This window comes from Halorhodospira sp. 9628 (assembly GCF_022228075.1).
Classification (GTDB): Bacteria; Pseudomonadota; Gammaproteobacteria; order Nitrococcales; family Halorhodospiraceae; genus Halorhodospira; species Halorhodospira halophila_A.
This window is the reverse complement of the sequence record NZ_JAJNRF010000003.1, coordinates 71795-86900: the sequence shown is the minus strand read 5'-3', so window position 1 is coordinate 86900 and position 15106 is coordinate 71795. Positions and strand designations below refer to the sequence as shown.

The following is a 15106-nucleotide window of genomic DNA, read 5'->3' as shown; positions in this document are numbered from 1 at the left end:
CGTGTCGGGCGCGGCCAAAGCGCCGCGCCCCACGGGGCCCCCGCGCCGGGGCGCCTAGCCCAGTGACCAGCCATAGAACCGCTCAAGCTGCTCGTAAACCGCCGGGAAGGATCGGCGCAGCCGCCGCGGGTCGGCGAAGAAGGTCTCCGTGGCTACCGCGAAGAATTCACCGGGATCCTGCCCGGCGTAGGGGTCGAGTGGGGCCGCGTCGCTCCCCTCTTCCGCCGCGTAGGTCTCCATCGTGCTGAACGCCGGCAGGAAGGCCGCCGACCAGTCCTCGACGGCCATCCCGCTCGGCAGCGGCGGCAGCCCGTTGACCGCGCCCTGACCCATATCCAGCTTGTGCGCGCACTCGTGGATGACCACGCTGCTACCCGGCTCCGGTTCCAGGGCGTCCTCAAGGGAGAGGACCAGCGGGCCCCCTTCCCACGCCTCGCCGATTAACGGTCCCTCCTCGATGTGCACGATGCCGTCTTCATCCTCGTACTCATGGGTGGCGATGAAGCCGGCTGGATACAGAAGGACGGTCGCCCAAGGCGCATACCAGTCCAGTCCCAGCTCCAAGACGGGCACAGCAGCTTGCAGTGCCACTGTGTCGATGGCTTGCGCATCGACTGTAACGCCGGCCAGGCCTTCGAAGCGCTTCTCGTGAACCAGCGCAGCCGCAACGGCTGCCAGGCGTTGCCGCTTGGCAGCATCCAGCCGGCGCAGCCCGGGCAGCGCTGCCTCGGCGCGGCTCCAGGCGCCGGGCGAGAGCCTGTAAGCGCGGGCAACACGGCGGCGGCGCCAATTACGCAGCCATCCCACGTCCACGCCTCCCTTGGGATCTTGGGCTCGCCTGGGTCATAATCCACCACCGTTGCCACTGGAAAGCCGATCATGCCAGAAACCACCCCCTGCGGTCCGCGCAAGCACATCAACGTTAACGGCACCGAGTTCGTACTCCTGGGCACGGCGCACATCTCCCGGGCCAGTACCGAAGAGGTCGAGCGTGAAGTGGCCGGCGGCGCCTACGACGCGGTGGCCATCGAGCTCTGCGAGAGCCGCCTGCGCGCCTTCCGCGAGCCCGACCACCTGGAGCGGATGGATCTTTTCCAGACACTCCGTGAGGGGCGTGGTGGGCTGGTCATGGCCAGTCTGGCCCTGGGGGCGTATCAACAGCGCCTGGCCGAGCAGCTCGGCGTGGACCCCGGGGCAGAGATGAAGGCAGCCGCCGCTGGGGCCGAACGCCAGGGCGCCGATCTGGTGCTGGTGGACCGGGAGGTCGGCGTTACCATGCGGCGGCTCTATCGCAACGTGCCCTGGTGGCAACGCTTTGGCCTGATCGGCGGCCTGATCGGCAGCCTCGCCTCCTCCCAGCGAATCAGTAGCGAGGAAGTGGAGCGGCTCAAGCAGGGGGACCTGCTGGAGTCGACATTCCGCGAGTTGGCCCAGAGCAGCCGGGCCCTGTACCAGCCACTGATCGATGAGCGGGATCGCTATATGGCCGCGCGGTTGCTGGAGTCCGCGGCTGGGCGCTACAAGCGTGTCCTCGTCGTGCTCGGCGCCGGACACCTCGAGGGGGTGGCGCGGTACCTGGGGCAGGCCTGGGAGGATCCGGGGGTCGAGCGCGAGGCGCTGGATCGGATGCCGCCGCCGGCACGCTGGCCACGCTACTTGGCCTACTTGGTGGCCATCGTGATCATCTCCGGCTTCGTCATCGGATTTAGCCGCAGCCCGGAGCTGGGCTGGACTCTGGTTGCGACCTGGGTGCTGATCAATGGCGGCTTCTCGGCACTGGGAGCAGCCCTCGCCTACGGCCACCCGGTGACCGTGGCTGGCGCCTTCCTGGCCGCCCCCCTGACCTCGCTCAATCCGACCATCGGCGCCGGCTTCGTGGCTGCCGCCATCGAGCTGACCGTGCGGCGGCCTCGGGTCGGCGATTTCCGCGCCTTGCGTCAACATGTGGCCCACTGGCGCGGGTGGTGGACCAACCGGGTGGCCCGCACCCTGCTTGTATTCTTCTTTGCCTCACTGGGCTCGGCCATCGGCACCTATCTGGCCGGTGCACGCATCATCGAGCGGCTGATCGCCGCCTAGCGGTCCCGCGTTGCGTGGAAGCCCAGGTCCGGCCAGCGCTCCTGGGTCAGCTCGAGGTTGGCCCGGGTCGGGGCGAGATACGCCAGCGCCCCGGTGCCGTCCCAGGCCAGCGCGGACTCGTTGCGCTCCCGGAAGCGTTCGAGCATCTTGGGATCGTCGCCGGTCACCCAGCGTGCGGTGTAGACCTGGACGCCCTCGAAGGTGCACTCGACGCCATACTCCTTGCGCAGGCGGTACGCAGCCACGTCGAACTGCAGGGTGCCGACAGCACCGACGATCCAGTCACTGCCGAGTAGCGGGCGGAATAGCTGGGTTGCCCCCTCTTCACACAGTTGTTCAAGTCCTTTTTGTAAGGCCTTCATTCGCATCGGATCCCGAAGAACGACGCGACGGAAGAGCTCCGGTGCAAAGTCGGGGATCCCCGTAAAATGCAGCGGCTCGCCCTCGGTGAAGGCATCGCCGATGATGATGGTGCCGTGGTTGTGGATACCGATGATATCCCCGGGAGCCGCCGTCTCGGCATGGGAGCGGTCACTGGCCATGAAGGTGGTGGCGCGGGGGATCTTCATGCTCTTGCCGGTGCGTACCTGGTAGAGCTTCATGCCGGGCTCGAAACGACCTGAACAGACGCGCAGGAATGCAATGCGATCACGGTGCTGCGGGTCCATATTCGCCTGGATCTTGAAGACGAATCCGGTGAAACGCCCCTCGTCGGCGTGGACCTCGCGGCCGGCATCGCGGCTGCGCGGCGCCGGGGCATGCTCGACAAAGTCGTCCAGCAGCTCGCGGATGCCGAAGTCGTTAACCGCCGAACCGAAATAGACCGGCGTCAGGCGCCCGGCGAGGTAAGCCTCAGGATCGAAGGAATCGCTGGCCTCGCGGACCAGCTCGATCTGCTCGCGCCACTCGTCCACCTCTCCCGGGAAGAGCTCGTCAAGGCGCGGGTTGTCCAGCCCCTGGATGACCTCGCCATCGGCGAACAGCCGCACCTGGTCCAGGTTGAGGTGGTAGACACCGCGAAAGCCCCGGCCCATCCCCAGCGGCCAGGTCACCGGCGCGCAGCGGATGCGCAGGACCGACTCCGCCTCGTCGAGAACCTCGACCGGGTCACGGCCTTCGCGGTCGAGCTTGTTGATGAACGTCGTAATGGGCGTATCCCGCATCCGGCAGACGTCCATCAGCTGCACGGTGCGCTCCTCGACGCCCTTGGCGATATCGATGACCATCAGGGCCGAGTCGACCGCGGTCAGGGTGCGATAGGTGTCTTCGGAGAAGTCTCCGTGCCCCGGTGTGTCGAGCAGGTTCAGAATGCGCTCGCGATAGGGGAACTGCATGACCGAGGAGGTTACGGATATCCCCCGCTCCTGCTCCATCGCCATCCAGTCGGAGGTCGCGTGAAGCTTGGATTTGCGGCCCTTCACGGAGCCCGCCATCTGGATGGCGCCCCCGTAATAGAGCAATTTCTCGGTCAGTGTGGTCTTGCCGGCGTCGGGGTGCGAGATGATGGCGAAGGTGCGTCGCTTCGCTGCCTCGGTGGCCACGTCTTGCATCGGGTCTCCTGAACGGGGGTGAATCCGCGCATCATGAAACCGTACGATTCTACCCGAAGCCCGGCCGTTGCGTCGTCTCCTGAGGCTGGCACCGATGGCCGGGCGGGAACCTGAGCGGGCCTGGTGATGTCGCATCAGGCAGCGCGCCGGGACCGGACGGCAGACCGGCTGTGTCGCGGCGGCATGTACATTCGGTAATGGTGCAAGAGGAGTCCTCAGCATGAAGAACCAACAGTGGATCAAGCTCCCTGCCACGGCAGCTGCCCTGGCGCTGGTGTTCAGCGTGAGCGCCCAGGCCCAGCAGGATCCGGGCATGGGGCAGCAGGATCCCGGTATGCAGCAGCAGGATCCGGGGATGGGGCAACAGGACCCCGGCATGCAGCAGCAGGAGCCGGGTATGGAGCAACAGGACCCCGGCATGCAGCAGCAGGACCCGGGCATGGCCCAGCCGGAGCCTGACCAGGCCACCTTCAGCAGCGACCAGATCGAGCGCTTTGTTGACGCTTATCTGGACATCATCGACATCCAAGAGCAGTACACCTCCGAGATCGAAGGTACCGATGGCGCCGAGGACGCTCGTGAGCTGCAGGAGCAGGCCAACGATGAGATGGTGGCGGCGATCGAGGACAACGGCCTGAGCGTTCCCGAGTACTCTGAGATCGCCAATGCCATGGACATGGATCCGGAACTGCGCGACGAGGTCTCGTCCAAGATCCATGAGCGCGAAGGCGGCTGAACGCTCGGCCCCTAGCCGCGCGCCGAACCACCCCGGCCCCCACGCAGGGCCGGGTTTTTTTTGCCCGAGTGCGGCAGCGGGTGCGTGGCTAGTTCAGACGGGAGTGTGTACGATAGCGGCCGCACCGGCGCAAAACCGCCCTCTCTTTCGACGCTGAACTCTCCAAGAAGGTCGCATGGTCAAGCAACACAGCTACAACCGAGACGAACTCCTGCTCAGCGGTCATGGCCGGCTCTTCGGCCCGGGGAACCCCCAGCTCCCGAGCCCGAACATGCTCATGTTCGACCGCATCACCCGGATCAATGATGACGGCGGGACGTACGGCAAGGGTGAGGTGGTCGCTGAGCTGGACATCCATCCGGAACTCTGGTTTTTCCGCTGCCACTTCCCGGGCGATCCGGTGATGCCCGGCTGTCTGGGTCTCGATGCACTCTGGCAGATGGTCGGCTTCTACCTCGGCTGGATCGGAGGCAACGGGGCCGGTCGCGCGCTGGGTTGCGGCGAGGTGAAATTTACCGGACAGATACTCCCGGACAATCGGCTGGTTACGTACAATGTGGCGCTGAAGCGCGTGATCAACCGCCGGCTGGTCATGGGGATCGCCGATGGCAGCGTGTCTGTCGACGGCGAGACGATCTACGAAGCTACTGATCTGAAAGTCGGGCTCTTCCAGAACACCGGCGAGCTGAACGGGGCATAGGATCAGGCGCGGACGCCAGGAGTGACAGGAGGAATATCGTGCGTCGAGTGGTAATTACCGGTCTGGGCATCGTGTCGTGCATCGGCAACAGCCGCGATGAAGTCACGGCGTCTTTGCGGGCCGGCAGGTCCGGGATTCGTTACCAGCCCGAATACGAGGAGGTCGGCCTGCGCAGCCTCGTCGCCGGCAGCTGCGACATCGATCTCCAAGATCACATCCCCCGCAAATCCCTGCGTTTCATGGGCGATGCCGCCGCTTACAGCTACATCGCCATGGACCAGGCGATCGCCGATGCGGCCCTGGACTACGATTCCATCTCGAGCCCGCGTGTTGGCCTGATCGCCGGTTCAGGCGGCGCGTCGACAGCGAATATCGTCAGCGCCACCGAGACCTTGCGCAGCCGTGGGGTCCGGAAGATCGGCCCTTACGGCGTCACGCGCACCATGGGGAGCACCGTCTCGGCCTGCCTGGCGACACCGTTCCGGATCAAGGGCCTCAATTACTCCATCACTTCTGCCTGTGCGACCAGTGCTCACTGCATCGGGGCGGCCATGGAGCAGATTCAGTTGGGCAAACAGGACCTGATCTTCGCCGGGGGCGGTGAAGAGGAGCACTGGTCGCTGACCCAGTTATTCGACGGCATGGGCGCGTTGTCGACCAAGTACAACGACACCCCCGAGCAGGCATCCCGCCCTTACGATGCCAGCCGCGACGGCTTCGTGATTGCCGGCGGGGGCGGTATGGTCGTGGTCGAGTCGCTTGAGCATGCCCAGGCGCGTGGCGCTCCGATCCTCGCCGAGTTGGTTGGCTTCGGAGCGACCTCCGATGGTTACGACATGGTCGCCCCGTCCGGAGAGGGGGCGGCGCGCTGCATGCGCCAGGCCCTCGAAGACGTCGAAGGGCCGGTCGACTACATCAATACCCACGGCACCAGCACCCCGGCCGGCGATATCACCGAGCTCGAGGCCACGCGGGAGGTCTTCGGGGACAGCATGCCGCCGATGTCGTCGACTAAGTCGCTGACCGGCCACTCCTTGGGCGCCACCGGGGTCCAGGAAGTCATCTACTCGCTCCTGATGATGGAGCAAGGGTTTATCTCGCCCTCGATCAACATCGAGCAGCTCGACCCCGAGGCAGGTGACGTGCCCATCGTCACCGAGACGCGCGAGGGGGTTAAGCTGACTACCGTGCTCACCAACAGCTTCGGCTTCGGTGGTACGAACGCAACGCTGGCACTACGCCGTTTCGACGGCTGAACGGGGCGGTGCCGGCACCCCGGCGCCGCTGGCCTCCAAGCGATTAGGGCGTAAGGGTCTCTTATGGAACAACGGCTTGACTTCGATCGCGATTTGCTGCGCCGCTACGATGTAAGCGGACCGCGCTATACGTCGTACCCGACGGCGCCCCAATTCCATGAAGGGTTTGACGCCCAGGCTTACGCCGCGGCAGCCCGGGCCACCAACGAGGCGGATCACCCCAACCCCCTGTCGGTCTATGTGCACGTGCCGTTCTGCCGCAATGTTTGCTTCTATTGCGCGTGCAACAAGATCGTGACGGCGAATTACGGCCGTGCCCAGGAGTACCTGGAGCACGTGTTCAGGGAGATCGAGCTCCAGGCACAACTTTTCGGAGACCACCGACGCGTTGAGCAACTGCACCTGGGAGGCGGCACCCCCAACTACCTCACGGTCGACGATCTGGGCCGCCTGGTCGAGAAGCTGCGCGAGCAGTTCACCCTCGACGACACCGATCACCGGGAGTTCTCCATCGAGATCGACCCGCGCGACGTGCAGCTCGAGGATATCGGTCGCCTCGCCGAGCTCGGTTTCAACCGCATGAGCGTAGGCGTTCAGGACTTCAACGAGGACGTGCAGGCAGCGGTCAACCGCGTACAGAGCGCCGAACTCTGCCGTTCGATCATCGAGGAAGGCCGGCGACACGGGTTCCGCTCGACCAACGTCGATCTCATCTACGGCCTCCCCAAGCAAACGGTGGAATCCTTCGAGGAGACCCTGGACGAGGTCATTGAACTGCGCCCTGAGCGCTTGGCGATCTACAACTACGCCCACCTGCCGCACCTGTTCAAGATCCAGCGGCAGATCAACGAGGACGAGCTGCCCGGTCCCGAGGACAAGCTGACCATCTTTGGGCGCACCATCGAGAAACTCACCGAGGCCGGTTACGTCTTTATCGGCATGGATCACTTCGCCCTGCCCGATGACGAACTGGCCGTGGCGCAGAAGAAAGGCACCCTGCACCGTAACTTCCAGGGGTACTCCACACGTGCCGAGTGCGACCTGATCGCCCTGGGGTCCACTTCCATCGGCAAGATCGGCAACACCTACAGCCAGAACCTGCGGGATCCCGAGGAGTACCAGCAGCGCATCGCCAACGGCGACCTGGCGGTCTTCCGCGGCTACGAGCTGAACGAGGATGATCTGCTACGCCGGGAGGTGATCATCGAGGTCATGTGCCACTCCCGTCTCGATTACGCGGACATTGAGGCGCGGCACGGCATCAACTTCAACGAGTACTTCGCCGATGCCCTGGAACGGCTGCAGCCGCTGGTTGAAGACGGGCTGATGGAGATGGACGACCGCCACCTTCAGGTACTTCCAAGAGGGCGGTTAATGCTCCGCCACGTCGCCATGGCCTTCGATGCCTACCTGGAGCGCGAAGCCAATGAGGGCAAGCGCTATAGCCGCGTGCTGTAGGAGGCTCTGGCGAGGGGGCGTGGCCGCATCGGCCCTGGCCACGGCGGCAAGCGCCGTGGCCGGGCCGACCCTCCCCGATACGCAAGTTCTGGACCCCGGGCAAGTCGATGCACGCGGGACCCTGGGATTCAGCTATTTCGGCGCGGGCCAGGGCACGACCATGGATATCCTGCCCACGCTGCGCGCCGGTCTTCCGGGGCCTTTCGACGTCGCGATCACGGTTCCCTACCGGCACGACCTTGAAGAGGACGAGTACGCTCTGCGCAGCTCGTTCCGTACCGACCTCTCCTTCCGGATCCACGACGACGGGCGTCGCCGGGCGGTGCTGCGGGGCTACACCACCTTCGACCCGGCAGACTCCGGGGAGCGAGTTGGGAGCGGATCGCACAACTACGGGGTCAGTGCCGATTTCCGGGGCGAGGACTGGCTGGTCCCCGGAGCCTTCTACCTCCGCGGCGCTCTCGAGCGCCACGACCACCGCCAAGATCCCGGCAGCGGCGACCTCGACTATCGGCTGGCGAATCGGCTAACCGCCGAGGCCGGTGTGGGTCTGGATACCGACATCGATGCCGAGCCCTATCTCGGGATCCGCGGCACCCAGGGGCTGGGATCGACGACTCGGGATCAGCAGAGCCTGTCCTTCCGTCCGGGCATTCGGTTTCGCATCACGGGCAACTCCGAGCTCCAGTTCCTGGCTCAGTTCGATACCGTGCAGCGCAACGCTGAGCCCGAGCGGGCGATCTTCGCTACGTGGACGTACCGGCATCGCCCGCCGGATCGCGATCTGGATAGCCTCCGCGAGCGTATTGCCGCCAACGAGACAGCGATCGAGCGCCTGGATCGGCGGGTGGGGGATATTGAGCGCCGGCTGCTGACGCGTCCCGAGGTTCCCGAACCCGAGGCGACCGGAGGCGTTGTCGTGCTGAACCACTCCGGTATACCGGAACTGACAGCCCTGGTCGTCGATACCCTGGAGACCCTTGAGCTATCGGTTGCGGAAGCCCGTGAGGAGGACGACGTGGCCCGCCGGGACCGCACAAAGATCCTCTATCGGCCGGGGCATGCCGAACGGGCTCGGGAGATCGCCCGCGCCCTCCCGGGCAATCAGCTGATCGAGCAGCGGGAGGATCTGCCTGATCAGGCCGAAATCGCCGTGCTCGTCGGCTTCGACCTGGAGTAGCCCCCTTGCCCTCGGAGCACTGTATCGCTATCATGCGACGCGCTGGCTAGGTGGCAGAGTGGTGATGCAGCGGCCTGCAAAGCCGTGTACGTGGGTTCGATTCCCGCCCTAGCCTCCACCACCTTTCCCCATCGGCTATCGCCCCCTCCAAATGTCATGGCGAAGTCGATCCCCCGCCTGCCCAGGTGGCGGAACTGGTAGACGCAGGCGACTTAAAATCGCCAGGCTTATGCCGTGCCGGTTCGAGTCCGGCCCTGGGCACCATGCCGGGCGCCTTGCCGCGCCTACGCGGCCTACGCGGCCTCTACCCCGATCCCGCAACTCGATGGCTGTCGGCACCAAACGATGCCCCCTCGAAGGGCCGGCTCAAACCGGCGGCGGGGTGCCGGCGGCCGAAGGCGGCCTAGTCGCCCGCGCCCTGCCCGTCCCATCCACGTGTCAGTCTAGGACCTCCATCGCCGCTCGCATGTAGACGTAGGCGGAGTAGAGGGTCAGAAGTGCCGCCATCCAGACCAGAATGAATCCGATCTCGGGAATCGGTATCCCAAGGATGGGTTCGCGATAGAGCAGCATGAGGATGGCCGCCATCTGCGCGGCCGTCTTCAGCTTGCCCATCTGGTTCACCGCTACACTAGCCCGCTTGCCGATCTCCGCCATCCACTCGCGCAATGCCGAGACCGCGATTTCGCGACCAATGATCACCGCCGCCGGGATCGCCATCCAGAGTCCGGGGTAGACCGCCACGAGGGCAACCAGCGCTACGGCCACCATAAGCTTGTCCGCCACCGGGTCCAGGAACGCGCCAAAATCCGACGACTGGTTGAGTCGGCGGGCCAGGTACCCATCAAGCCAGTCGGTGATCGCCGCTAAGGCGAACACGGCCACGGTGAGCAGGTTGGTCCACGGCGGAGGCAGGAGGAAGCAGAGCCCGAAGACCGGGATCAGCACGATGCGGAACAGTGTGAGCGCGGTGGGCAGAGTCAGCGTCATGATGGTGTCCTAGCCGTGGAACGTGTCGTAGATCCGTTGAGCGAGCGAGCGGTTGATGCCGGGCACGCAGGCCAGGTCCTCGACGCCCGCCTGACGGATTCCCTGCATCCCCCCGAAGTGTTTCAGCAGGCTCTGGCGGCGTTTCGGCCCCAGTCCTGGGATCTCTTCCAGGATCGACTCCCGTCGTGCCTTGCCGCGGCGCTGGCGATGACCACTGACCGCAAAGCGGTGGGCTTCGTCACGCACTTGCTGCAACAGGTGAAGCGCCGGCGAATCCGCCGGCAACTCGAGTTCCCGCTCCCCGTCATCGAGCAGCAGGGTCTCCTCACCGGGGCGACGCTCCGGCCCCTTGGCGATCCCCATCAGGGCGACGCCGTCGATACCCAGTTGGTCGAGGACTTCCCGTGCCTGTGCAACTTGCCCCTTTCCTCCATCGATTAGCAAGAGGTCGGGCAGCGGTGCCTCGCCGCTCTGCACGCGCCGGTAGCGCCGCGTCAGCGCCTGGTGCATGGCCGCATAGTCGTCGCCGGCCGTTACATCGCGGATGTTGAAGCGACGATAGTCGCTCTTGACCGGCCCCTCCTGATTGAAGACCACGCAGGAGGCCACGGTTGCCTCGCCGCCGGTGTGGGAGATGTCGAAGCACTCGATCCGCTCCGGCGGCATGTCGCTGTCGATGATCTCGGCAAGCGCGCTGTAGCGCTTGCGTTGGCTGGACGTGGAGGCACTGCGTGCCGACAGGGCGTAGCGGGCATTCTCCTCGGCCATCTCGACCCAGCGGCGACGGTCGCCGCGCACACGATGGCGGATCGCCACCGCGCCGCCAGAGGGGGTGCGCAGGGTCTCTTCGAGCAGGCGTTGCTCGCGGACCGGGCGATTGATCACGACCTCTGGGGGGGCGGCACGGCCGATGTAGTGCTGAGCCAGAAAGCTTGCCAGGATATCGGTCTCGCGACTGCCTCCCGGCACGTTGGGGAAGTACGACTGGTTGCCCAGGCTGTTGCCGCCGCGAATGAAAAAAACCTGAACGCAGGCCGTATCCCCCTCTGCCACGCAGGCAACCACATCCATGTCGTCGTCCCGGTCCTGCGCGACGTACTGCCGCTGCTGGATGTGCCGGAGATTGGCAATGCGGTCACGCAGGCGCGCCGCCTGCTCGAACGCCAGGTTCTCCGCGGCCTCCTCCATGCGCTCGACCAGCTCGGCAATGACCTCGCCGGAGCGCCCTTCCAGGAAGAGCTCCACGTCCCGCACCTCGCGGCGATAGTCTTCCTCGCTGATGTACCCGACACAGGGCGCCGTGCAGCGTCGGATCTGGTATTGCAGGCAGGGGCGCGAGCGGTTCCGGAAGAACGTGTCCCGGCACTGCCGTATGGGGAAGACCTTCTGCAGATGACCGAGCGTCTCGCGCACGGCCGTGGAGTTCGGGTAAGGCCCGAAGAATCGGCCCGCCCCCTTCCGGCCGCCCCGGTGGTAGCCTAGCCGCGGAAACTGTTGATGACTGGAGAGGTAGATATACGGGTACGACTTGTCGTCCCGCAGCAGGACGTTATAGCGCGGCCGGTGCTCTTTGATCAGGTTGTTCTCCAGGATCAGCGCCTCGGCCTCGGTGTGCGTCACCGTGATCTGGATATCGGCAATGAGCTGGACGAGCCGCTCCGTCTTGGGCGTCTTGCGGGACGGCGTAAAGTAGCTGGAGACGCGCCGACGCAGATTGCGGGCCTTACCGACGTAAATGATGGTGCCTTCGGCGCTGAGCATGCGGTAAACGCCCGGCCGCTCCGGCATGCTGCGGACCCGCTCGCGCAACGCCTCACGCCCGGAGATCTGCTCTGCCGAACCCTTGCTCATCCCGTTCCATGCCCTGCCCTGCTGTTGAGCCGGTCTGACCGCCTGCCGTCGCCCCCCGGAAACCCGGTTCTGGAGAGTCCGGGTGTTGTACCCGCTCCTTCAGCCACTGTCCACCGGAGCGGAACACAGTCGGAGTCATGGCGGCCGCGCCGGCACCAGGCGCGCGGGCAACAGCCGCGGCCCGTGACACCCCCGACCGCCACCCGCAGGCGAGGAAACGCTCAGGACTCGGGGGGCTTGGATTCAAGCAGACCGTAGTCGAGGGCAACCCGCGTCAACTGGGCATCGTTACGCACGCCCAGCCGTTCGTAGAGACGACCGCGGTAGGTGCTCACGGTCTTGGGGCTCAGGCACAGCTCCTTGGCGATGCTGGTCCCCCGCTGTCCGTTGAGGATGCGCATCAGCACCTCGAACTCGCGGGAAGTCAGACCATCGAACGGGCTCTCGCCGGTGCCGTCCAGGCTGACCAGGGCCACGTGCCGGGCGACCTCCGAACAGATATAACGGCGTCCGAGGTAGACCGAGCGGATAGCCTCGATCAACTCTTCCCGGTCCGCCCCCTTGTGCACATATCCCCTGGCGCCCGCCCGCAGCGCGTGGGCCGGATAGGGCCCCGAGTCATAAATGGTGACCGCGATCACGCCGACCTTCGGGTGGCTACGGGACAAGCGCCGTGTGGCCTCGATCCCCCCCATGCCTGGCATCTGAAGATCCATGAGAACCACATCGGGCTCATGCTCGCGCACTGCAGACAGGGCCTGCTCGCCGTTCTGTACCTGCTCAACGATCTGGAGGTCCGGGATATCCCGGAGCATTCCCTCGATGGCCTGCCGGACCAGGCGGTGATCGTCTGCCAGAACAATGCGAATCATCCACCCACCTCGAAACCGCTCGGGATACTCGGCTATTCTGTAGAGCGTGTTACATTCGGGCAACCCAAACTGATCAGGCCGTCACCTGCATGGACCCTACCCTACATCCCCGGCTTCAGCGATTGTATCCTTTGGAATCAACAGGTTCCGTCGACCTCGAAGGCCTCTACCTCGACACCCCTCTCCCGGAGGGGAGCGGCAATACGCCATGGGTCTACGCCAACTTTGTCACCAGCCTGGACGGGCGCATCAGCCTTGATGTCGGCCCCGGTTGCCGCGTGCCAGATACGGTGGCTAATGCCCGTGACTGGCGACTCTTCCAGGAGCTCGCCGCGCGAGCGGACTGCCTGATCACCAGCGGGCGTTACCTGCGGGAACTCGAGGGGGGCTTTGCCCAGGATATCCTTCCGGTGGGCCCGGCATTCAACGACCTGCAGCAGTGGCGGCGGGATCACGGGATGCAGCTGCAACCGGATGTGGCGGTTGTTTCCGGTTCAGCGGATTTTCGGATCCCGTCCCTGCTGCGCGAGCAGGGGCGACGGATCTGGCTGTTCGTCCCGGAAGATACAGCAGCGGAACGGCTGCAGTGTCATCGTGAGGTGGGAGCCGAGGTGGCGGCCCGGTTCCCCGGCGGGCGAGTGACGGGTCAGCAGGTGCGCGAGACGCTCGGCGCACTTGGGTATGCCCGGGTGTATTCGGTCGCCGGTCCTCAAGTAGCACATACTCTGGTCTCGGACGGGAGCCTCGATACACTCTTCAAAACCGTCCGCCACCGGATCATCGGCGGCAAGCCAGGTGCGTTCGAGACCATCATCGAAGGTGCAGGCCTTGAGCGCCCGGCCGACTTCCTGTTGCGCTGGATCTACCTCGACCCCGGTACCGCCCCGGGCGAGGAACAGCAACTGATGCGCCTGGACCGGGTCCGGGGGTAGACCGATCCAGGCGCCGGGCATCCCGGCCGGGCGGTTACTGTCCCTGGCCCGGGATGCCGCCGCGTGCCAGCTCCCGAGGGTCCAGCAGGCGCTGCAACTCTGCCTCCGAGAGGTCGGTCATCTCGCGGGCCACCTCGATCACCGGCCGCCCCTCCCGATACGCCTGCTTGGCGATCTCGGCGCCCTTCTCGTAACCGATCACGGCGTTCAGGGCCGTCACAAGAATCGGGTTGCGGTCCAGAGCGGCGCGCAGGTTGTCCTCGTTAACGGTAAACCCGGCAATGGCGTCCTGCCCGAGGACCGTCGACGCGTTGGCGAGAAGATCGATGCTCTGCAGCACGTTGTAGCCGATCAAGGGCAGCATGACATTAAGCTGGAAGTTCCCGGACTGGCCCGCCACCGAGACGGTGGTGTCGTTACCCATGACCTGTGCCGCGACCATAGCCACCGACTCCGGGATGACCGGATTGACCTTGCCGGGCATGATGCTCGATCCGGGCTGCAGGGCCGGGAGGCTGATTTCGCCCAACCCCGCCAACGGGCCGCTGTTCATCCAGCGCAGGTCATTGGCGATCTTCATCAAAGAGACCGCCACGGTGCGCAATTGTCCGGATAGCTCCACCGCGGCATCCTGGCTCGACAGGGCCTCGAAGCGGTTCGGCGCCGGGGCGAAGGGTACGCCGCTGGCTTCGGCAAGCCGCCGACAGACCTGCTCACCCAGCTCTGCCGGGGCGTTGATGCCGGTGCCCACGGCGGTGCCCCCCTGGGCCAGGGCGTGCAGCCTTGGCAGGCCAGCCTCGATGCGGCTGACCCCGTTGCGGATCTGCGCGGCCCAGCCCGAGAGCTCCTGCCCCAGGGTCACCGGCATGGCATCCATCAGGTGAGTCCGACCGGTGGTGGTGACATCCTCAAGCTCGGTGGCGCGCTGCTCGATGGTGTCCGCCAGTCGGCGCAGTGCCGGCAGCAGCCGATCGTGAACCTCGAGGGCGGCGCTGACGTGGATTGCCGTCGGGATGACGTCGTTGGAACTCTGCCCCATGTTGACGTGATCGTTGGGGTGGACGGGGCAGCCCGCCCGGTCACTGGCCAGCCGGGCGATGACCTCGTTGGCGTTCATGTTGCTCGAGGTGCCCGAGCCGGTCTGGAAGACGTCGATGGGGAAATGGTCGTCGTACTCGCCCCTTGCGACGGCCTCGGCCGCCTCCGCAATGGCTTCGGCGACGGTCGGATCGAGGCCGGAGAGGTCGCGGTTGGCTCGCGCGCAGGCCGCCTTGATCAGCCCCAGCGCCTGGATGAAGGGCCGCGGCATGGGCTGCCCGCTGATCGGGAAGTTCTGCACCGCACGCTGCGTCTGCGCGCCGTACAGGGCGTCCGACGGGACCTGGAGTTCACCCATGCTGTCGCGTTCGATCCGGTAACCGTCTTGAGTCATAGATTGGCTCTCTCTCCTGCTCAATAGCGAGGGGCGATCAGGCCCACAAAAAGGCGAACAGGCATTGTAG

The 15106-nt window shown here is 65.5% G+C and carries 13 protein-coding genes and 2 tRNA genes; 9 read left to right on the top strand and 6 right to left on the bottom strand.

Annotation, left to right across the window (positions count from 1 at the left end; translation table 11 throughout):
• Positions 1-54 precede the first annotated feature (54 nt).
• Entirely contained in the window at positions 55-807 is a 753-nt protein-coding gene (locus tag LRG10_RS04760; protein ID WP_238634810.1) for a zinc-dependent peptidase, read from the bottom strand.
• 72 nt (positions 808-879) lie between these two features.
• Here LRG10_RS04760 and LRG10_RS04755 point away from each other — a divergent pair, with 72 nt between their 5' ends.
• Positions 880-2079, top strand: a complete 1200-nt coding sequence (locus LRG10_RS04755) for a TraB/GumN family protein (protein ID WP_201242522.1) — start codon at positions 880-882, stop codon at positions 2077-2079.
• Here LRG10_RS04755 and LRG10_RS04750 read toward each other — a convergent pair.
• Positions 2076-3629 (bottom strand): peptide chain release factor 3, encoded by a 1554-nt coding sequence (locus LRG10_RS04750; RefSeq protein ID WP_238634809.1) that lies wholly within the window; start codon positions 3627-3629, stop codon positions 2076-2078. The genes LRG10_RS04755 and LRG10_RS04750 overlap by 4 nt on opposite strands.
• A 220-nt stretch (positions 3630-3849) precedes the next feature.
• Between LRG10_RS04750 and LRG10_RS04745 the strand changes: the two genes are divergently transcribed.
• From LRG10_RS04745 to LRG10_RS04715, 7 genes are all read left to right on the top strand, one after another.
• Entirely contained in the window at positions 3850-4365 is a 516-nt protein-coding gene (locus tag LRG10_RS04745; protein WP_201167227.1) for a DUF4168 domain-containing protein, read from the top strand.
• Between the two features lie 175 nt (positions 4366-4540).
• Positions 4541-5065 carry a bifunctional 3-hydroxydecanoyl-ACP dehydratase/trans-2-decenoyl-ACP isomerase gene (fabA, locus tag LRG10_RS04740; RefSeq protein WP_201167229.1) on the top strand — a complete coding sequence of 175 codons (525 nt, stop codon included), beginning with the start codon at positions 4541-4543 and terminating at the stop codon, positions 5063-5065.
• Positions 5066-5103: 38 nt separating this feature from the next.
• A complete protein-coding gene (fabB, locus tag LRG10_RS04735; protein WP_201167231.1) occupies positions 5104-6321 on the top strand; it encodes a beta-ketoacyl-ACP synthase I in 1218 nt (405 codons plus the stop codon).
• Between the two features lie 63 nt (positions 6322-6384).
• Entirely contained in the window at positions 6385-7779 is a 1395-nt protein-coding gene (gene hemN, locus LRG10_RS04730; RefSeq protein WP_201167233.1) for an oxygen-independent coproporphyrinogen III oxidase, read from the top strand.
• A 19-nt stretch (positions 7780-7798) separates the two neighbouring features.
• Positions 7799-8959, top strand: a complete 1161-nt coding sequence (locus tag LRG10_RS04725) for a LytR C-terminal domain-containing protein (protein WP_238634808.1) — start codon at positions 7799-7801, stop codon at positions 8957-8959.
• A 44-nt stretch (positions 8960-9003) separates the two neighbouring features.
• Positions 9004-9077 (top strand) — tRNA-Cys (locus LRG10_RS04720).
• A gap of 61 nt (positions 9078-9138) precedes the next feature.
• Positions 9139-9223: transfer RNA gene (locus tag LRG10_RS04715), tRNA-Leu, on the top strand.
• A gap of 174 nt (positions 9224-9397) precedes the next feature.
• Here LRG10_RS04715 and pgsA read toward each other — a convergent pair.
• The 3 genes from pgsA to LRG10_RS04700 form a co-directional block, all read right to left on the bottom strand.
• On the bottom strand, positions 9398-9949 hold the full coding sequence (gene pgsA, locus LRG10_RS04710; RefSeq protein WP_201167237.1) for a CDP-diacylglycerol--glycerol-3-phosphate 3-phosphatidyltransferase: 552 nt from the start codon (positions 9947-9949) through the stop codon (positions 9398-9400).
• A gap of 9 nt (positions 9950-9958) precedes the next feature.
• Positions 9959-11800, bottom strand: coding sequence for an excinuclease ABC subunit UvrC (gene uvrC / locus LRG10_RS04705; protein WP_238634807.1), 1842 nt, complete (start codon positions 11798-11800; stop codon positions 9959-9961).
• A gap of 221 nt (positions 11801-12021) precedes the next feature.
• On the bottom strand, positions 12022-12672 hold the full coding sequence (locus LRG10_RS04700; RefSeq protein ID WP_238634806.1) for a response regulator: 651 nt from the start codon (positions 12670-12672) through the stop codon (positions 12022-12024).
• A 131-nt stretch (positions 12673-12803) separates the two neighbouring features.
• Between LRG10_RS04700 and LRG10_RS04695 the strand changes: the two genes are divergently transcribed.
• Entirely contained in the window at positions 12804-13604 is an 801-nt protein-coding gene (locus tag LRG10_RS04695) for a dihydrofolate reductase family protein (protein ID WP_238634805.1), read from the top strand.
• 34 nt (positions 13605-13638) lie between these two features.
• Here LRG10_RS04695 and LRG10_RS04690 read toward each other — a convergent pair whose 3' ends face one another.
• On the bottom strand, positions 13639-15036 hold the full coding sequence (locus tag LRG10_RS04690; protein ID WP_238634804.1) for an aspartate ammonia-lyase: 1398 nt from the start codon (positions 15034-15036) through the stop codon (positions 13639-13641).
• Positions 15037-15106 lie beyond the last annotated feature (70 nt).